This window comes from Cupriavidus metallidurans CH34 (genome assembly GCF_000196015.1).
Lineage (GTDB): Bacteria > Pseudomonadota > Gammaproteobacteria > Burkholderiales > Burkholderiaceae > Cupriavidus > Cupriavidus metallidurans.
Genome location: NC_007973.1, coordinates 1,900,747 through 1,919,733, shown reverse-complemented (window position 1 = coordinate 1,919,733; position 18,987 = coordinate 1,900,747). Strand labels below are relative to the sequence as shown.

Genomic DNA, 18,987 nt, shown 5'->3' with positions numbered 1-18,987 from the left:
TGAATCAGGACGCCGACATGCGAGAGATCAGCCTGGACCGTTTGCGCACTCTGGTCGCCATTGCAGATCGCGGCTCGTTTGCCGATGCGGCGCGTGCGTTGCATCTGGCGCCGCCAACGGTCAGCCTCCATATCGCTGAACTCGAAGCCCGCATTGGCGCTCCACTCCTGTCGCGCAAGCGCGGGCAAGTCAGGCCGTCGGCAATAGGGGAGGTGCTGGTGGAGCGCGCACGCCGGCTGCTGGCCGATGCGGAGCGGGCGCTGGACGATATTCAACGCCAGGTGCAGGGGCTGGAAGGGCGAGTGCGGCTCGGCGCGTCGACGGGCGCGATCGCGCACCTGTTGCCGCAAGCGCTCGAAGGGCTGCGCCAGCACCATCCCGCGATCGACATACAGGTGGCGGTGCTGACTTCACATGAAACGTTGTCCCGACTGGCGGATGGGACGCTGGACGTTGGGCTGGTTGCACTGCCGCAGCCGCCGGTAGCCGGACTCGTGATCAAGCCTTGGCGCCGCGACCCCGTGATGGCTTTCTTGCCGGCGCATTGGGAGTGCCCAGCACGCGTCACGCCTGAATGGCTCGCCGCCCAACCTCTCATTCTCAATGACGCGACCACGCGACTTTCACGTCTGACTACGGAGTGGTTCGCGACTGCGGGGTATCATCCCGCGCCCCGCATTCAGCTCAACTACAACGACGCGATCAAGAGTCTGGTGGCGGCCGGCTACGGCGCCTCGCTACTACCCCTTGAGGAGACGGCGCCATCGCCCGACAAGCGCATTGTCATGCGTCCGCTGCGCCCGGCGTTGTGGCGTCGGCTCGGTATTGCGCATCGTGCGGGGTACGTTGAGCGTTCCACGCAACACGTGCTTGATATGTTGCGGGATCTGCGGTTGGCGTAGGCGTTGCCAAAAAAGAAAAAGCCGGCCGAGGGCATTGCGTGCCCTCGGCCGGCCAGTCATCCACTCATCAGCACTTCAACGACGTCGATTGCGCTTCGGCATGTTTGTGCAATGCGGGAGGCTTGGCATTGCCACCGTTGGCCTCGAGGAACTTGCAGGCGTTAATGATATCGTTGGCAAGCAGTTGCGCCACGTTGTGGTTCACATGCGGACGCACCACCACGCGCAGGCTCGTGACCGATTCGGCGTTGGGCGGCATCGTGTACGCGGACAGCACCCAGCCTTTCTCGCGGACCTTGTTGGAGACATCGAACTCGTTGAAGTTCTTGTACTTCTTGTTCAGCGTCACTGCCACCACCGGAATGCGCTGCGTGGTGTTCATGATGTCGAAGTACCCGCTGTCGACGAGCTGCTGGCGCAGGAAGATCGCGTTGTCCAGCGTGTGCTGCATCACGCGTTTGTAGCCGTCGAACCCGAGCCGCAGGAACTGGTAGTACTGCACGGCCACCTGGAATGCGTTGCGGCTGAAGTTGAGCGTGGCCGTGGGCATTTCTCCGCCCAAGTAGTTCACGTAGAACACCAGTTCCTCGTTGAAGATCTTGCGTTCGCGGAACACCACCCAGCCGAGGCCCGGCGGCGTCAGCCCGTACTTGTGGCCCGAGGCGTTGATCGACTGCACGCGCGGCAGGCGGAAGTCCCACTTGTAGTCGGGGTAGAGGAACGGGTTGACGAAGCCGCCGGAGGCGCCGTCGATATGCATGGGGATCGAGATGCCCGTGCGCTTCTCGTAGGCATCGAGCCAGTCGTGAATGCCCTGGATGTCGTCATCCTCGCCCGTGAAGGTCTGCCCGGCGATGGCCACGACGCAGATCGTGTTCTCATCGACGTACTTGTCCAGGTCTTCGGCGGTCAGGCAGTAGTTGCCCGGCTTCAGCGGCACGATGCGCGGCTCGACGTCGAAGTAGCGCAGAAACTTCTTCCACACGATCTGCACGTTGCCGCCCGTCACCATGTTCGGGCGGGTGGCATCCTTGCCTTCGGCCTGGCGGCGCTGGCGCCAGTTCCACTTGTGCGCCAGGCCCCCGAGCATGCAGGCTTCGGATGAGCCTACCGTACACGTGCCGTACGGCTCCACGCCCTTCGGACCGTTCCACAGTTCATGCAGCCAGCGCACCATGCGGCCTTCCATGGCGAAGAGCCGCGGATACATGTCGTGGTCGATATAGTTCTTGAAGATATTGCGCGCGGCGACTTCCCGGGCTTCCGGTTCCGCGAACGTGGTGACGAACGACGACATGTTGAGCATGGGGTTGGTGTCGGTCCATTCGTCACTGATCACGATCGCGGCCGCTGCATTCGCCGAGATGCCTTCGCGCGGGAAGACGTTTTCAGGCACCTCGTAGTTGAACTGGTCGTACGGTGTGACCTTGTGCTCTTGCATGTCGCTCATGGATACCCCTCGTAACGTTGACATGGCGAGAACCGGCGACCCGATACCCGGTCACGGCGCGAAGGCACCGAACAGGAAGACGAACGGGTGCGGAAAGCGCGGGAGGGAAGGGCAGGCGCCGGCTGCGGCGCCGCGTTCCGTGGACGTACCCCGGGCACGCGGCTCGACACGAGTATAGGAGCGAAGCCCCCGACAAATCATTGTGCTTTAGGCCAATACGGGCGCACAAAATCACTGTCGCACGACGTGGTCAGCGGTGATGGGAAAGCTATACTCGACTCCGCTGTCAGACAGGTACCCGGTGTGCGTAATTCGACTGCCTGACATGCCCGAATCTGCCGTATTACCAAGGCGTGTTTTCGAGGAGAAACTTGGATGACAAAGAGCGAACCGCGAGAGAGCGAGTCGGCTTCCCGATTGATCGACGGGAGGATCCAGGAACTGGGTGACTGGCGCGGCGCGATGCTGGCGCGGCTACGCGCGGTGGTGAAGGCCGCCGATCCCGAGGTGATCGAGGAATGGAAATGGCGGGGCGTGCCGGTGTGGTCGCACGCCGGCATTCTCTGCACGGGTGAGACCTACAAGAACGTCGTGAAAATGACCTTTGCCAAGGGGGCGTCGCTGGAAGACCCAGCGGGGCTTTTCAATTCCAGTCTCGAAGGCAACACGCGGCGTGCGATCGACTTTCATGAAGGCGAGGAGATCGACGAGCCTTCGCTGAAAGCGCTTATCCAGGCTGCCGTTGTGCTCAACCAGTCGAAATCCCGCAAGTAGTCACTGCGTTATGGCAGCAGGTGTCGCCCAAAGAACGCGACGATCTTGCGATGGACTTCGGCAACCTCGGCGCGATCGAAGCCGGGGGGATCGTTGAGCAGATCGCCCAGGAGTCCGGTCAGACCCGGCGGGTGCGGCGACAGCAACGCGCCGTGCCCGCCCGTGGGCATGTCGGCGACATGCTCGCAGGTCTGGCAGACCGCCAGTACCCGGTCCGCGTGGAAGCGCGGAATCAGCCAGCGGTCCTGCTCGGCTGTGACCAGGCCAAGGGGTACGGCCGGCCGGACCAGTGAATCCATGTCGAAGTCCGCGGCGGCGGGCACGCCGGCCACTACTGCCGCGATGCGTGGATCGAAGGTGGCGCGTGGGGTGTCGTCGTCAAAACGGTGGTGAATCACGCGCAGGGCCAGCCATTCCTTCACGCCGTCCAGCGGGCCGCCCGTCAGTCTTGTGATCAACCCGACGCAGGTCTGGAAATCCTCTGCGATATGGGCATCGCAATGCTGCATGAAGCGTGCCGGTGACCAGCGTCCTCCCGCCAGGCTCAGCGCGGTATGGCCGCCTGCAGAAATCCCGAACATGCCGACCTTGTCCAACCGAAGCATCGACGCGAATCGCGCGTCTCGGCCCATCGCGTCGATGGCGCGCGATACTTCGGCGGGCCGGATGGTCCAACTGTCGGGGCCGGGATCGCTGCTATCCAGATAGTTGTCGGCCTTGTGCAGCGGCATGGCAACGATGTATCCCGCGTCGACCAGGTTTCGCGCGAGGTCGGCATGGACCCACGGCGCGCCGCCTGAACCGTGCGAGATCACAATCAGCCTGCCGTTGCCCGCCACCGGGTGGCCTTCCACCGCGACGTCGAGCAGGAATCGCCCACGCTTTACCGGGTGGCTCGCATCATTCGATGGGTAATACACGGTCACCGGGCCGTCATCCCCGCTAGCCGGCAATTCGGTCAGCCCCATCGAGGCATGAGCAATCCCGCACAGCAATGCCAGCAGCAGGCCGGCCCAGCGAAACCTATGCATTCGAATCCTCGTCGTTGGCGGGAGACGCCATCCCGGTGCCCGAAGCATAAACGCTGGCGTGGCTGGCGTCTTGCCGAAACTCAGTGCCGAGGGGCCCCTCGCCTTAGCAATTGCCAGCGACCCGTCAGTCCTGTCCGGCCAGTACGTGCTTCTGGCTAGCTAGCTTGGCGCCCATGGCCGCGCCGAGCGCTTGCAGGCCCGACATCGGGCGCACCATCACTTCGAATTCCTCGATCTTTCCCGCTTGATCGAAACGCAGCATGTCGATGCCCTTGAGCGCCTTGCCGTCGACCTCGGCGCTGAATTCAAGCACCACGCCCAGCCCGTCCGCCGTGGCGAACGTGCGGTGATAGGTGAAATTCTTGAATACCGTGTTGACGGTTTTCAGGACCAGCTTGATCGCGGCACGGCCCGGGTAAGGTGTATGCGCGACCGGCGAGCGAAACACGATGCTGTCGGACAGCAGGGGATCGAGCTCCTCCATGGCGTTGCGTGCCAGAAGGTCATGCCAGGTTGCCAGCGTCTTTGCGGCTGCCGGGGAAAGTCCCGCTGCATTCATGTCGTGTCTCCTCATGGTGGCGCCGTCTCCGGTTGGATACGGTCGTGTACTATGCAACTGGTTGCATAGTACACGACGACGCAGTGTGGTGCCATGTCCGGTTTAGATACTTCCATCGGTTATCGAGGGATGGTCAAGTCGCCCGAGAGTCAACGTGGGCTCACGGCTGCCGTGCTGTGGCAGCCTGTCATTTCCGGCTACAGTGCACGTTTCCCCACGTGAAATCCTGTCATGGAATGGTTGACCGACCCCTCGATCTGGATCGGACTGGTCACGCTGGTCGTGCTCGAGATCGTCCTCGGCATCGACAACCTTATCTTCGTGGCGATTCTCGCGGACAAACTGCCGCCGAGCCAGCGCGACAAGGCGCGGGTGGTTGGCCTGTCGCTGGCGATGTTCATGCGGCTTGGCTTGCTGTCGGTGATGTCGTGGCTCATCACGCTCACCCGGCCGCTGTTCTCCATTGGGCCGCTCTCGATGTCGGCCCGGGACCTGATCCTGGCGGTAGGCGGCTTCTTCCTGTTGCTCAAGGCCACGCTCGAGCTTCATGAGCGCCTGGAGGGCATGCCACATATGGAGGGGGGCAAGACCGAGTACGCCGGCTTCTGGGTGGTAGTGACCCAGATCGTGATTCTCGACGCGGTGTTCTCGCTGGACGCCGTGATCACTGCGGTGGGGGTGGCCGACCATCTCGGCGTGATGATGGCCGCCGTCGTGATCGCGGTCGGCGTCATGCTGATTGCTTCCAAGCCGCTGACCCGATTCGTGAATGCGCACCCGACGGTGGTGGTGCTGTGTCTCAGCTTCCTGCTGATGATCGGCATGAGCCTGGTGGCGGAGGGGCTCGGCTTCCATATTCCGAAGGGCTACCTGTATTCGGCGATCGGATTCTCGGTGCTGATCGAGGCATTCAACCAGGTCGCGCAGCGCAACTTTCTGCGTCATATGGCGCGGGTGCCGATGCGGCAGAGGACAGCCGATGCCGTATTGCGCCTGCTCGGCGACCGGCGCGCCAATGCATCGGAGACGCCAGAAGGCGGGGCCGTGAAGCGGGATGAACCGCTGCCGTTCGCGCCGGAAGAGCGCAGCATGGTGAGTGGCGTGATGACCCTGGCCGAACGATCCGTCCACTCCCTGATGACGCCGCGCGCCGATATCTCATATCTGGACGTGAACGCCGATGGCGGAACGCTGCGCAAACAGATTCTTGATGACCCGCACAGTTTCTTCCCGGTATGCCGCGGCGAACTGGACAACGTGATTGGCGTCGTGCGCGGCAAGGATGCGCTCGGAGACCTGTTCGACAAGGGCGCCATCGACGAGACACAGAGCCTGCGCGAGCCGATCGTGGTCCACGAGTCGATCAATATCCTGCGTTTGATCGATACGCTGAAGGACTCGCATTCGCGCGGCCGTCTGGTGCTGGTGGCGGACGAGTATGGCGCGATCGTTGGGCTGGTGACACCGATCGACATCCTCGAAGCCATTGCGGGAGAGTTTCCCGACGAGGACGAGACCGCCACGATCACGAAGATCGACGAAGGGCACTGGCTCATGGATGGCGCTGCGGATCTGCACGGCGTGGCGCAGGCGCTCGGCCTGGACCCCGCCTGGGTGAGTTCGGCGAAAGGCGCCGCATCGCTGGGTGGCTTGCTGCTCGAACACTTCGGCATGGTGCCGAAACCACGGATGACGCTCGATCTGGAGGGCTATCGTTTCACGGTCACGGAGGTGAGCGATCGCCGGATCGAGCGCGTCGACGTTCAGGCCGTGGGAAGGGCTACCGCCGATGCCGAGGGCGCGCCCATTGACTCGGGTGCCTGAGCGCACCTGCCGGATACCGCCGGCGGCACGGTTGGCGCCCTTAGTTCAGCGTTGCCCTGCGGCTTTCGGTGGCGCGCAGCAGCGCACGGCATCAATGACGCGATTCCTGCAGGCAGGCAGCGCCGGCGGGTTCTTGCAAAGCAGGGCGTTGGCCGGAAGCGCATAGGTGAACTGCTTGTCGATCATGCAAAGCTCGGCCGCCGCGATATCGTTCAGCAGCATTGTGTTGATGGGCTCGATAACCGTTGAGTAGCCGCACGCCGCCATGGCGCGCTTGACGCCTTCGGTATCGGTACCGGGGCGGCTCCAGTACGTATATGCGGGTGGGCGGGATGGGCGACGTTTGAGCAGCGTGGGGTCGAAGTCCGGGTCGGTACCGAAGGTTTTGCCACGCGGCACATTGGCGCAGGCCGGCAGATCTGGACTGTCCGTGCAGACGATGCGCCTGTCTTGATAGACGAACCCATTGTCGATCATGCAAAGCTGCGCGCGCGCATAGTCGTCGCTAGTCATCGTGGTGCCGTCGACATGGCCTGCGTGAACGAATCCGCAGCCGAGCATGGCGCTGCGCACGCCTGCCTCATTCACCCCCGGCTTGGCCCACAGGGTGTACAGGGGCGGCGACGGTTGGAACGGCCGGGTCGTGCAGGCCATCAGGGAGAGCAGGGCGGTGGCCAGCGCGGCAGATCGAAGTAGGTGCATCTGACAGGAATTGGCGTTGTTCTTTTGACGCTTCTGACGTGTCGGCGTCTTCGGGTCGTCATGGTATCAGCAGTGCTCGCCGGTTCTCCAGGGAGCAGGCCGTCAGCAGGCAGGCGTGAAGCCGATTGGTTCATGCATCGACATCCAACATCAGGCGCGGCAGCGCCTTGCGTTGTGCGCGACTTGCACTACGCTTCAGGGGGCTCGTGCGAAGCGAAGCCATTCAGGCGATCCGATAACCGTGACTTTCCGACACCGGCCACTCCCGCCCCCGGAGAAAAACATGCGAAGACTCCTTGCAGCCGTCGTATTCATGCTTGCCATGGTCCAGCCGTTGCAAGCACAGGTGAAGCCATTTCCGCCAGGTTTCCGGCACCAGAATATCCAGACCGAGGGCGCGACGCTGTATGTGCGGGTGGGTGGCAGCGGGCCTGCCGTGGTCCTGCTGCACGGTTTTGGCGATACAGGGGACATGTGGGCGCCACTGGCCGCCGAACTGGCACGCACCCATACGGTGGTGGTGCCGGATCTGCGCGGAATGGGGCTGTCATCGCATCCTGACGGCGGCTACGACAAGCGCACACAGGCTGGGGACATCCGGTCGGTGCTGGCGCAACTGAACATCGACCAAGCGGACGTGGTCGGCCACGACATCGGCACGATGGTCGCCTATGCCTATGCGGCGCGCTACCCGGACAAAACGAAAAGGCTGATCGTCATGGACGCGCCAGTGCCAGGAGTCCCGCCGTGGGAACAGATCGTCCGAATGCCAGCGCTCTGGCATTTCTCCTTCGGCGGCCCGGATGCGGAGCGGCTGGTAAAAGGCCGGGAACGCATCTACCTGGACAGGTTCTGGAACGAGTTCGCCGGAGACCCTTCGAAGATCGACGAAGCCACACGGGTTCACTATTCCCGGCTCTATGCCAAGCCGGGCGCGATGCATTCAGCGTTCGCGCAATTCCTCTCAATTCCGCAAGACGCCGAGGACAATCAGAAATCGCTGGCGACCAAGCTGACCATGCCAGTACTGGCGATTGGCGGCGCGAAGTCCTTTGGCCAGAACGAAGCGATCGTCATGCGCAATGCGGCCACCAACGTGAAAGAACTAGTCATTCCGAATGCCGGGCATTGGCTGATGGAAGAACAACCACAGGCCACAGTGGGCGCGATCGTCGATTTCCTCGGACAATAGCCAGAAGATCGCTGGCGTCCTGATGCAGCTGAACTGCAATAGAGGTGGGGCGGGTGAACGGCGGCGCTCTCCGCGTTCGAGTCAGGCGGCGGCAATGGCAACGGCAATGGCAACGGCAACTGCCAACCCCACTGCCGTCGCTCAATCACTGCGCCCCGCAGACGTTCCCTATTGGATTCGAACAGCGAACCCCGTGATTGATCTCGACGTCCGAGTTCGAATCAGTCTCGAGGCCCTCAATGGTTCCCTTTGCGCTGAATCCTGTGAAGGGCACGCGTTCCCATTGGCCCACTTCAGCCGATGTGCGTCTACGCTGCGGCAGCCTGTTCGCGTATGCGACGGGCTTCGTCGCGCAAAAACTGCTGGTAATCGTCCAGATCGCCGTCGAAGGGCTCGACGCCGCCCTTGGTGACCAGCCAGAACTCGTCACATACGGCGCGCAGCAGAGCGCGGTCGTGACTGACCAACATCACAGTGCCTTCGAATTCGTTGAGCGCCATGCCGAGCGCTTCGCGTGTGGCCAAGTCGAGGTGGTTGGTAGGCTCGTCGAGCAGCAGCAGGTTCGGGCGCTGCCACACGATCATGCACAACACGAGCCGCGCCTTTTCGCCGCCGCTCATCGTGCTGACCGCCTGATGGACCATGTCGCCACTGAAGTTGAAGGTGCCAAGGAAGGTGCGAAGGGATTGTTCGGTTCCACTCTGGCCGGGGGCGCGCATGTGAGCCGGCGTCCCCTTTGCAAGGCGGATCATGTGTTCCATCGGCGTGTCGAGCGGGCGCAGCACGTCGAGCTCCTGCTGTGCGAAGTAGCCGATATTCAGGCCTTTGCCTTCGCTGATTTCGCCGGCGATCGGCGCCAGCGCATGCGCCACCGTCTTCACCAGCGTGGACTTGCCCTGGCCGTTGGCACCGAGAATGCCGATGCGCTGCCCGGCCAGCACGGAACGGTTGATGCCTCGTACGATGACCGTGGGCGGCGTGCCCGGCAGTGCGCCGGCTGGCGCCGGGTAGCCGAAGCTCGTGTCCAGCATCGACAGCAGCGGGTTCGGGACGTTGAGCGGCTCCTTGAACTCGAAGTTGAACTCTGCGTCGGCAAGCACCGGTGCGATCTTCTCCATGCGTTCGAGCGCCTTGACGCGGCTCTGCGCCTGCTTCTCCTTCGAGGCCTTGGCCTTGAAGCGGTCGATGAATTTCTGCAGGTGGGCGATCTTGTCCGCCTGCTTGGCCATCGCGGCCTGCTGCAATACGAGCTGTTCAGCTCGCATGTCTTCAAATTTGCTGTAGTTGCCGCCATAGCGCACGAGCTGGGCGTTGTCGACGTGCACCGTCACCTGCGTCACCGCATCGAGAAACTCGCGGTCGTGGCTGATCACTACGAGGGTTCCTTGATAGCGCTTGAGCCAGGCTTCCAGCCAGACCAGCGCGTCGAGGTCAAGGTGATTCGTTGGCTCGTCGAGCAGCAGCAGGTCGGACGGGCACATGAGCGCGCGCGCCAGTTGCAGTCGCATGCGCCAGCCGCCGGAGAAACTGTTGACCGGCTGACTAAGCTGCGCAGCACTGAAGCCAAGGCCCAGGATCAGCGCTTGGGCACGGGCAGGGGCATCGTGCGCACCGGCGTCGTGCAGGGCCATGTAGGCGTGCGCCATGCGCATGCCGTCGTCGCAGGCCTCGGCGGCGGCGACTTCGGTCTGCGCGGCCAACAGCGCGGTGTCACCCTCGACTACGAAGTCGGTCGCGCTTTGCTCGGTCTCTGGCATCTCCTGCGCGACCTGGCCCATCTTCCATGCAGCGGGAATCGAGAACTCGCCGCTGTCTTCGTGCAGCGTGCCATTGAGAAGGCCGAAGAAGGATGACTTGCCGGCGCCATTGCGGCCGACAAGACCGATCTTTTCGCCGGGGTTGAAGGTGACGGATGCGCGGTCAAGTACGACATTGACGCCACGACGCAGCGTGACATTACGGACGGAAATCATAGGGAGCTACTTCGGAGAGGATAGGCATGATAGCCGACCGGGCGTGCAGGGCGGTCGCTTTTCTGGCCGCGCCGGGCGTTCCGGCGACGGGGCACGCGAACATTGCGGAAACTCTCGGACGCGAATTTTCCATGTTCGAGAAGGGCAAAATCTACCCCCCTTGGGGACTTCTGGAGGTCCATAGCTCACACATCTTCCGCATCGAGAGCTCCTCTACGGAACAAATGCTATGCCTTCCATGATTTCAATGCCCGCAGCCCGAGTCAGCGCCAGTTCATGACTGCACTGCAGACGCTCACCGACCTGAAAGCAATGGCTGAGTCTGGCCGGTGTCGGTCAGATGCTCACCGCGAAGCTGCCGCCGTCTCTGACAGACCTGCTTCTCGGTGGTTTGACGCTTCAGTGGTTGATCCACTGGTATTGGAGCGCCAGCGTGATTGCCGTGTAGTCACCTGCCGCCCGGGTGATGAGGCCCTTCGATGCCGCCAGCTTGGCCGACCAGCCAGGCACGATCGGGACGGACAGCGTGACGCCATAGCGTGAGTTCTGCTGACGATCTGCATTGGGGATGCCATTTACCGACGTGCGGCCGCCGCTATAGAAGCCGGCGTCTGCCGCGATCCACAGGGCGGGCCGGAACTGATAACCGACATGCCACTGCAACACGCCGAGCGGCGACTGCTCGCGCCGCTTATCGCCTAGAAAAGCGTTGTTGTCGCCGAACAGCCACACGCCGGCAGACAACTCGCTAAACCAGTTGCCGATCGGCTGAGACAGGCCGATTTCCGGCTTGAAGGCCCAGCGGTGGGTCCCAACGTTGACCAGCCGGGAGGCATCGTACTGGCCGGTAGGTGCTACCACTGTGAGGCTCGCACCGAGCATGGTGTCCGGCGCCCGTTTCATGAACTCGGCCGGTGTCAGCGCGGGGCCGCCAAGGAGATTGATGGCCAAGCGCACGCGCGCGTCGCCGATCCCCGCCCGATGGACCGCGGTCGGCGCGTCGAGCACGTTGCCACTGACGTCGCCACTCGCGAAGGGTGCAAGCAGGCCGATCGAGGCAGTCCGCCCGGCCAGATCAAACACGTGCACATAGCCCGCCCCGAAGATGTTGATTCTGGAGCGTACATCGGTGATGGGCAGCGACGGATCAGTGAGCACATCCCCCGAGAGCCGGGTATAGGTAGCGGCGAGGAAGTTTGTCCCGACAGGTGCGGCAGAATAGCTGCGTGGCTCGAGTTCTTGCGCGTGGGCCGGCATTGTGCAGCACCACAGGGCAAGCCACATCCACAAGGTGACCAGGGTGCGTCCAGGGCAGACCATGCCGACGGCCTCACGGATCAAAGTGCCATGAGACTAACACGGGCGCGTTGGATCCGCGAAGCACATGCCTCGTGCGATCACCATGCACACAAACGCCATCGAATGCCCGGCCTGGCGAGATAGTCAGCGACGATATCTTCCGCGCAATCAATCCACCCGGGCGTTCGATTGCTTGATCACCGCGGACCACTTGCGCGTTGCCGTCTCCACGAGGGCAGGCAGTTGTGCCGTGCTCAACGTAGCGGGGTTCCGCCCCTTGCACTCATGTGAACAACTCGGCTCATCGGCCTGCAGCCTTGTCGCGCAGGAAGGCGACAAGAGTCGTAAACGCACGCGTCTGGTAGCGGGCCGGCATGTACAGCAGGTACATGGTGGTGCGCAGGAACGCCAGGTCCTGCGGAGGCAGGGGCAACTGCAGCAAGGTGCCGGCGGCGAGGTCGCGCTCCACCATGTAGCGGGGCACCAGGCCGACGCCCAGGCCCTGAAGGATGGCGTCGCGCAGGAAGAAGAAATTGGCCGACATCAGGCGGGGTCGGATAGGCCGTGTCCCGCCGGCCGCGCCCGCCCGGCCCGCTGCGTGGAGTTTCTGGCCGGTCAGTTCCGACGTGATCAGCGGCAGGTCTCGAAACTGGTCGAGGGTGTGCGGCATACCGTATTGGCTTACCAGCGCCGGCGTGACGCAGGCCACGTACTCGACATCGCCCAGGCTATGGGCCACGGCATTGGCGGGCGTTTCCGCCATGACACGGATGGAGAAGTCCACCGCGCCCTTGATCAGGTCCTCGATGTCATTATCGAAAATCACGTTGAGCGTGATGGCCGGGTACATCGTCATGAATTCGATAAACCAGGCTGACATGGTGTGCTGGCCGAATCCGCTTGGCACGCTGAGCCGCACCGTGCCGCTCAGGCGCTTGCCCAGGCTCTGCACCGACTCCTGGGCCGCCATCAACTCGTGGCGGATCGCGCGGCCATGTTCGTAGAGCTGCCATCCCAGTTCCGTGGGTTCGAGCTGCCGGGTGCTGCGCCTCAGCAGTTCGGCGCCCAACTGCCGCTCGAAATGGTTGAGCCGCTTGCTCACATTGGCGCGGCTCATGCCGAGCTGGTTTGCAGCTCGGCTCAGGTTTCCGGCGTCGATGATTTCGACCAGCAATGCCAGCGCGTTCAGGTCCATTGTCAACCTTGAGTATTCATATATGTTGAAAACCGGTTGCAATTGTCAAGCATTCGGAACATATGGACAATCACCGCTGGTAAAGAAAACCGGACCTCCCTGCAGGCACAGATCCGGACGCGGGGAGACGCAATCAATGAAGCAAGAAAACATGGCATCGCTGCCGCTGGCCGGTGTGCGGGTGCTGGACCTGTCACGTGTCCTGGCAGGACCGATGTGCGCGATGGCGCTGGCCGACCTGGGCGCGGACGTCATCAAGGTGGAACATCCCGCCCGTGGCGACGACACCCGAGACTGGGGCGTGCGCATCGGCACCCGCAATACCTCCTATTTCAATAGCGCGAACCGCAACAAGCGGTCCGTGACACTCGATCTGCAAAGCGAAGCCGGTCTGGCGCTGGCACGCCAACTGGCTGCGCAGTGCGACGTGGTCATCCAGAACTTCAAGGTGGGCGGAGCGGAAAAGCTCGGCCTGGGTTACGAGCAGCTCAGCGAAATCAATCCGCGCCTGGTCTACTGCTCGATTTCCGGTTATGCGCGCTTTACGCCGGAAGCCGAACGTCCGGGCTACGACCTCGTCGTGCAGGGCGAGTCCGGCGTGATGGCTACCAACGGCGAGGCCGGGCAGGGGCCGCTGAAGTTCGGCGTGGCAGCGGTCGACATGTTCACGGGCATGTATTCGGCCCAGGCGATCCTGGCTGCGCTGTTTGCGCGCCAGTCCACCGGCCGTGGCCGACACGTGCAGATGGCGCTCTACGACTGCGGCGTGATGATCACGTCCTACTACGGCATGGAAGCCTTGCTCAAGGCCGGCGATCCGCCCAAGTTCGGCAATGCGCATCCGTCCATCGTGCCGTACGGTGTGTTCGAGGCCGCCGATGGCCCGCTGGTGATCACGGTCGGCAACAACGGACAGTTCCAGCGCTTCTGCCGCGAGGTCATCGACTGCCCGGAATGGGCCGATGACGAACGCTTTGCCACCAACACGGCGCGCTCGGCTCATCGCGACGTACTGCTCGTGGAGGTACGGGAGCGGCTGCAGCGCTTTACGCGCGCCGAATTGCTGCAACGCCTGACGGCCGCGCAGATTCCGTGCGGCGAGGTGCTGGGCATGCTGGATGCCCTGCAATCGGAACGCACCACGCAGGCTGGCTTGCTGCATCGATTCGAGGACAGCGAGGCCGGTGCCCAGGCGGTGCTCGCCCCGCCGTATGCGCTCGATGGGCAGCGCCTGCCCGTGCGCATGCCGCCGCCCCACATGGGAGAGCACACACATGAAGTGTTCAAGGAATTGCTGAAGCTCGACGACAGCGCCATCGCGGATCTGCAATCCAGAGGCGTGATCTGACACCCCGAATTTTCGATCGACAGGAGACAAGACAATGACCAAGCTGCTAATCAGCCGCCGCCAGGTACTGAAGGCCGGCGCTGCCGCGTCGATGGCCGCCGTGATGCCCTCGGTGCTGGCCAAGACCGGCTGGCCCGACAAGTTCATCAAGATGGTGGTCGCATTCCCTGCCGGTGGCCCCACCGATACCGCCGCGCGCATCGTGGCGCAGAAGCTGTCGGGACGGCTCGGCCAGCAGGTCATCATCGAAAACAAGCCCGGCGCATCGGGCTCGATCGGCACCGCCAGCTTTATCCGCAGCCCCGCCGACGGCTACAACCTGTCGATGTTCGGCATGCCGGCCTTGCTGGCACCGCTGATGTACAAGACCAATGCCTACGATGTGAAGAAGGACTTTCTGTCCGTGGCCACGGTCTACGTACTGCCGATGGCCATCGTCATCAACCCGGCCGTGGTGCCCCATGTCGAAACGCTGCCTGACCTGATCCGCTTCGCCAAGGCAAGCAAGACGCCGTTGAGCTACACCAGTTCCGGCACCGGCAGCTTCGGCCATCTGGCCATGGAGCAGTTGAAGGACCTAGGCGGTTTCGATGTGCTGCACGTGCCTTACCGTGGTAGCGCGCCCGCCGTGGCAGACCTGCTCGGCGGCCAGGTGGGCATCATGTTCGCCGACGTCGTGGCGGCCCTGCCTCATATCCGCGCGGGCAAGCTCAAGGCCATCGCGCTGAGCTCGCCCAACGCCCGCGTGCTGTTGCCTGGCGTGAAGACCGTGTCGGAGCAGGGCTTCCCGGGTTTCGACTTCGACTCCTGGGGTGGCCTGATCGCGCCACTGGACACGCCGCAACCCATCGTCGACCGGATCGCCAGCGAAACGCGCGACATCATCGGCAAGGACAAGGAGTTGCAGCAGAAGCTGGTCAGCGCAGGGGCGATTGCATCGTTCCAGGACGGCAAGGAGATGCAGGCGCGCCTCAACAAGGACTACGACCGCTGGAGCGCCATCGTCAAGGCCAAGGGCATCAGTGCAAGCTGACGCTCGTCAGCGGTGGTTGTTAGCCTCTATGAACGGTTCCACCAATCCGTTGCATTGACCGGTTGAATCCGCAGCATAAACGGCCATCCGCCGACGCAGCCGAACCGCCCAACCCTCCTGGCTGACCGTCGGCTACACTGAGTTTCGTCCGAGTTCGGCGTTATTCATGACCTCGGGAGAAGCTTCCCGATTGCCTGATGCCGGACTCCTCACCCAGGATGCTGCGCATGACGATTCCCGATACACCGGCTGAAGCCCACGCTCCGGGCACCTGGCGCTTCCGCGCCGGCATTGGTGTCTTCGTGCTCGCGTACGCGGTTTGGGGCCTCGTCCCAATCGCAGCCTTTGCGGGCGTATCCGCCACCGGTATCGCGACGCTGACGGGCGGGATCGTGGTCGTCAATAAGATCATGCTGCTGGCTAGCATCGCAGTGATGGGCAAGCCGGGATTCGAGCGGCTGAAGGCTCTGCTGTTGCGCCGCCTCAGCCCCCCCGGCGACACCGTGGGGCCGGCACGTCACGCCATCGGCCTCGTGATGTTCTGCCTGCCACTGGCCTCGGCCATGTTCGAACCCTACGTGGATGCGATCTGGCCCGGGCTTCGGCCAAAGATGTGGGAGGCACAGTTGGTCGGTGACCTGATGCTGGTCGCAAGCTTCTTCGTGCTCGGCGGTGATTTCTGGAACAAGTTTCGGGCGCTGTTCACCCGTACTGCGGGAACGCTGGATGATGGCGGGTCGGGGTCTCGCGCGTGACCAGAAATATTGGTGACGCGGCGAAAATGTCCTGCGTGACGGCGGGATTTGGTCGTCGAAATCTGTCAGGGTCGCGAGGGTGCGTAGAAGCTAACATGCGACGAAAATAAGCCTACGAAGGTCGCAGGTTGGGTGACGGTGCAAGGTCAGTCACGACATGAAGCGGACTATGCATGTATGCCTGAAGCATTTCAGTCCCTCCGGTGCAGGGGATAGGTTCCTTAACGTTTGGCTGGAGTAGCGGAACCCGCGCAACAAGCACGTCCTTCTTGAATGGGCGGGCACTTGACCGAGCCATACGAACAGAAGACACAACAGTCGCCAGACTTCGGGGAAAGCAAGGCTTTGCACCTCGTGCATTCATAGAAATAGATGCAAGCGTCAGTCGGCATCACTTCGACCGACACGTATCCGCAATGCGGGCAGGTCAACGCGGACTCAAGCATGGTCGTCGTCATTTTCATTGCTCCCATGCACAAAAAGGGGCTGTGAATCGTCAACAATTCTACCGCCAAGACGAACATCGCTTTCTGGCCGATACCAATCGACCCTGGCAAGGTCTCGCCGCGAGCAGGAGTGGGTTCACATTGCTTACGTAATTGTGAATAATTTTTGTCTTAATGCAGGGCTAACGCTAACGGCGAGATATAGGAAAAGGCGAGGGCGAGAGGGCGCACCCATCTGCGGCGAGCCAGCGTTGCGCTCGTCGCTTGCGGATTCGCTTATCGTGCCGACATTGTGAGGAGGAAAGTAGTAATGAAGATTCGAAAGCGGAGCCGCTTTCTACACGGATAGCGACGATGTTGCCCGTCAGGTATGCGGAATTGTCCTATTGTCAGGAAACTCCAGCTGGAAGGACGTAGTGGCATTCAGTACTGAGCGGACAGAAACCGCTCCGTGGTGAAGATCCATGATGGTCTTGACGATTGCAAGCCCAATTCCCGATGATTCACCAGAGTTGGCGCGCGCGGGGTCTGCGCGAAAAAAGCGGTCGAAGAGGAGGGATAGATGCTCCGGGGCAATGCCTGGTCCGACGTTTTCCACCTTAACTTGAGCGACACCTCCAGTGTGTCGACCGTGAACGGTTACGCTGGTGCCCTCATTGGCATAGCGGATTGCGTTTGACAGCAAGTTACTTAACGCGCGTCGGAAGAGCGTTGGGTCTGCGAAAACCTTCCCTTGCGCATTCACCTGGATGGTTATTTGCCGTGCTTCCGCCAATGATTCAAAGTAGTCTGCCTGTCGATGCAGTTCCTCGCGAAGGTCGAGCTCCGTAGCGCGAATGGCTACCCGTGCATTGTCGGCTCTTGCCAGGAAGAGCATGTTCTCAATCATCCGAGAAAGGCGCTCATACTCTTCAACATTCGAGACCAGCAGCGATTGGTACTCTTCAATAGATCGGTCGCTGCTCAGTGCGACTTGGGTCTGTCCGAGCAGATTGGTAATTGGCGTACGGAAGTCGTGGGCAAGGTCCGCTGAAAACTGCGAAAGCCTATCGTACCGTTCGCGGAGACGGTCGATCATTCTCTGCAGGGCGCGCGCCAAATCATCTAGTTCCGCAGGCAGCCTGGATGGATCAACGGGTAGCGCTCCACTTGTAAAGGTCACGGAGGCCGTGCCGGCTGCGATACTTCGCAATGGCGCCATGCCAGCCCGAAGCGCCGCGTATCCCAGCCCGCCTGCACCGACTGTGCCTAAAAGGACTGCGATAAATAGTTTCCAGCGATAGTCTCGCAGGAGGGAAACACGACTGCTAGCGACCTGATACAGTTCCACCACTACAGGTGATGCCTCACCGCTGACGCTAGCCTTGATAGTGGTCATGCGTACCGGCATGTCGCTCGGTGTGCTCCAGGCCTGAATTGACCCGGCCGCGTCCGGCACTTTGGCGTAAGCGCCGCCACCAATCGGCTTTATCCCATAGTTTGCACCGGCCGCCGCCAACTGCACGCCGCGCGCATCCAATATGCGGATGCCGAACTCCTCGTTTCCTTTCACCACGCCAAGTACCTCCTCCCATCGGTTTTCGGTGGGGGAGCTTCGAAGCTCAGCTAGTTCCTGTTGGGCTCGCGCGGCTTTGCGGAGAAGTTCAGCGTCGTCGCGATCGATGATCTGGCTTGCGAGGGAACCATACAGATAGATTCCCACGCCGGAAAAAGTTAGTCCGGCGATCAGGGCAAATGCAAGTGCGAGCCGAGCGGTAAGCGACCTTTTACGCATCAAGACTGTCGGTTCTCAAGGACGTAGCCGATGCCGCGGACGCTATGGATAAGTTTGGGAGCGTAAGTGTCATCCATCTTCGCTCGAAGGCGTCGAATCGCCACGTCCACGACGTTCGTGTCGCTGTCGAAGTTCATATCCCAAACGTGTGAGGCGATTTGCGTGCGACTAAGGACTTCGCCGTGTCGTCGCGCGAGGAAGTGGAGCAATGCGAACTCCCTGGGCGACAAGTCGATGCGTATCCCTCCTCTGGAGACTCGGTGACGCAAAAGGTCGATCTCCAAGTCCTCGATTTCGATGCGCTCAGCTTCGCGCGTGGGTCCGCGCCGCAGCAGCGTCCGGGCCCGCGCCAGCAATTCGACGAAAGCAAAGGGTTTTGCGAGGTAGTCATCGCCGCCAAGCTCGAGCCCTTTCACTCTGTCCTCGACTTCATCGCGTGCGGTCAGGAAGAGCACGGGAGTATCTTTGTGTTCCCGGAGTTCCTTGAGCACTTCCCATCCGTTCATGCCAGGCAGCATGACATCAAGAATGACCAGATCGTAGTCCCCGTCGATTGCGTGGTGCAGGCCATCCCGTCCTGTCGACGCAAGATCGACAACGAAAGATGACTCGGTGAGGCCTTTTCGGAGGTACTCGCCAGTCTTAGGTTCATCTTCGATTACCAAGATCTTCATGTTTTCATCCTCAGCTGCACGGGCTCACAGCTCAAACGATGCCGCCGATGATAACG

At 62.0% G+C, this 18,987-nt stretch carries 17 protein-coding genes; 7 read left to right on the top strand and 10 right to left on the bottom strand.

Translation table 11 applies throughout. The annotated features are described in order from the left end of the window. Positions 1-17: 17 nt before the first annotated feature. Positions 18-902 carry a LysR family transcriptional regulator gene (locus tag RMET_RS08850; RefSeq protein ID WP_011516499.1) on the top strand — a complete coding sequence of 295 codons (885 nt, stop codon included), beginning with the start codon at positions 18-20 and terminating at the stop codon, positions 900-902. Positions 903-969: 67 nt separating this feature from the next. On the opposite strand, the gene RMET_RS08845 is transcribed toward RMET_RS08850, so the two are convergent. After that, on the bottom strand, positions 970-2,352 hold the full coding sequence (locus tag RMET_RS08845; protein ID WP_011516498.1) for a glutamate decarboxylase: 1,383 nt from the start codon (positions 2,350-2,352) through the stop codon (positions 970-972). Positions 2,353-2,727: 375 nt separating this feature from the next. Here RMET_RS08845 and RMET_RS08840 point away from each other — a divergent pair, with 375 nt between their 5' ends. Next, a complete protein-coding gene (locus tag RMET_RS08840; RefSeq protein ID WP_011516497.1) occupies positions 2,728-3,126 on the top strand; it encodes a DUF1801 domain-containing protein in 399 nt (132 codons plus the stop codon). An 8-nt stretch (positions 3,127-3,134) separates the two neighbouring features. On the opposite strand, the gene RMET_RS08835 is transcribed toward RMET_RS08840, so the two are convergent. Both RMET_RS08835 and RMET_RS08830 read right to left on the bottom strand, forming a co-directional pair. Continuing rightward, positions 3,135-4,157 (bottom strand): alpha/beta hydrolase family protein, encoded by a 1,023-nt coding sequence (locus RMET_RS08835; protein ID WP_011516496.1) that lies wholly within the window; start codon positions 4,155-4,157, stop codon positions 3,135-3,137. Positions 4,158-4,281: 124 nt separating this feature from the next. Further along, a complete protein-coding gene (locus tag RMET_RS08830) occupies positions 4,282-4,716 on the bottom strand; it encodes a nuclear transport factor 2 family protein (RefSeq protein WP_029309771.1) in 435 nt (144 codons plus the stop codon). A gap of 231 nt (positions 4,717-4,947) precedes the next feature. On the opposite strand from RMET_RS08830, the gene RMET_RS08825 reads away from it, so the two are divergent. Beyond that, a complete protein-coding gene (locus RMET_RS08825) occupies positions 4,948-6,540 on the top strand; it encodes a TerC family protein (protein WP_011516494.1) in 1,593 nt (530 codons plus the stop codon). Between the two features lie 45 nt (positions 6,541-6,585). Here RMET_RS08825 and RMET_RS08820 read toward each other — a convergent pair whose 3' ends face one another. Then, complete coding sequence (locus RMET_RS08820; protein WP_011516493.1) at positions 6,586-7,242, bottom strand: hypothetical protein; 657 nt, start codon at positions 7,240-7,242, stop codon at positions 6,586-6,588. Between the two features lie 283 nt (positions 7,243-7,525). Between RMET_RS08820 and RMET_RS08815 the strand changes: the two genes are divergently transcribed. Beyond that, positions 7,526-8,434, top strand: coding sequence for an alpha/beta fold hydrolase (locus RMET_RS08815; RefSeq protein ID WP_011516492.1), 909 nt, complete (start codon positions 7,526-7,528; stop codon positions 8,432-8,434). A gap of 308 nt (positions 8,435-8,742) precedes the next feature. Here RMET_RS08815 and RMET_RS08810 read toward each other — a convergent pair whose 3' ends face one another. The 3 genes from RMET_RS08810 to RMET_RS08795 form a co-directional block, all read right to left on the bottom strand. Next, complete coding sequence (locus RMET_RS08810; RefSeq protein ID WP_011516491.1) at positions 8,743-10,407, bottom strand: ABC-F family ATP-binding cassette domain-containing protein; 1,665 nt, start codon at positions 10,405-10,407, stop codon at positions 8,743-8,745. 399 nt (positions 10,408-10,806) lie between these two features. Next, positions 10,807-11,691, bottom strand: coding sequence for a transporter (locus RMET_RS08800; RefSeq protein ID WP_224446092.1), 885 nt, complete (start codon positions 11,689-11,691; stop codon positions 10,807-10,809). A gap of 316 nt (positions 11,692-12,007) precedes the next feature. Next, a complete protein-coding gene (locus RMET_RS08795) occupies positions 12,008-12,901 on the bottom strand; it encodes a LysR family transcriptional regulator (protein ID WP_011516488.1) in 894 nt (297 codons plus the stop codon). A 136-nt stretch (positions 12,902-13,037) separates the two neighbouring features. On the opposite strand from RMET_RS08795, the gene RMET_RS08790 reads away from it, so the two are divergent. The 3 genes from RMET_RS08790 to RMET_RS08780 all read left to right on the top strand — a co-directional run bounded on the left by RMET_RS08790 (position 13,038) and on the right by RMET_RS08780 (position 16,037). Next, positions 13,038-14,249: a CaiB/BaiF CoA transferase family protein gene (locus RMET_RS08790; protein WP_011516487.1), complete on the top strand. Its 1,212-nt coding sequence runs from the start codon at positions 13,038-13,040 to the stop codon at positions 14,247-14,249. Between the two features lie 34 nt (positions 14,250-14,283). Further along, positions 14,284-15,282: a Bug family tripartite tricarboxylate transporter substrate binding protein gene (locus tag RMET_RS08785; protein ID WP_011516486.1), complete on the top strand. Its 999-nt coding sequence runs from the start codon at positions 14,284-14,286 to the stop codon at positions 15,280-15,282. Positions 15,283-15,509: 227 nt separating this feature from the next. Continuing rightward, the gene (locus RMET_RS08780; protein ID WP_011516485.1) at positions 15,510-16,037 is read left to right on the top strand and encodes a transporter suffix domain-containing protein; all 528 of its coding nucleotides are present in this window, start codon (positions 15,510-15,512) and stop codon (positions 16,035-16,037) included. A 221-nt stretch (positions 16,038-16,258) separates the two neighbouring features. Here RMET_RS08780 and RMET_RS34135 read toward each other — a convergent pair whose 3' ends face one another. From RMET_RS34135 to RMET_RS08770, 3 genes are all read right to left on the bottom strand, one after another. Then, a complete protein-coding gene (locus tag RMET_RS34135) occupies positions 16,259-16,495 on the bottom strand; it encodes a GDCCVxC domain-containing (seleno)protein (protein ID WP_080672850.1) in 237 nt (78 codons plus the stop codon). Between the two features lie 352 nt (positions 16,496-16,847). Further along, the gene (locus RMET_RS08775; protein ID WP_011516483.1) at positions 16,848-18,257 is read right to left on the bottom strand and encodes a heavy metal sensor histidine kinase; all 1,410 of its coding nucleotides are present in this window, start codon (positions 18,255-18,257) and stop codon (positions 16,848-16,850) included. Next, a complete protein-coding gene (locus tag RMET_RS08770; RefSeq protein WP_011516482.1) occupies positions 18,257-18,931 on the bottom strand; it encodes a heavy metal response regulator transcription factor in 675 nt (224 codons plus the stop codon). Before RMET_RS08770 ends, RMET_RS08775 begins: the two co-directional genes overlap by 1 nt. Positions 18,932-18,987: the final 56 nt, after the last annotated feature.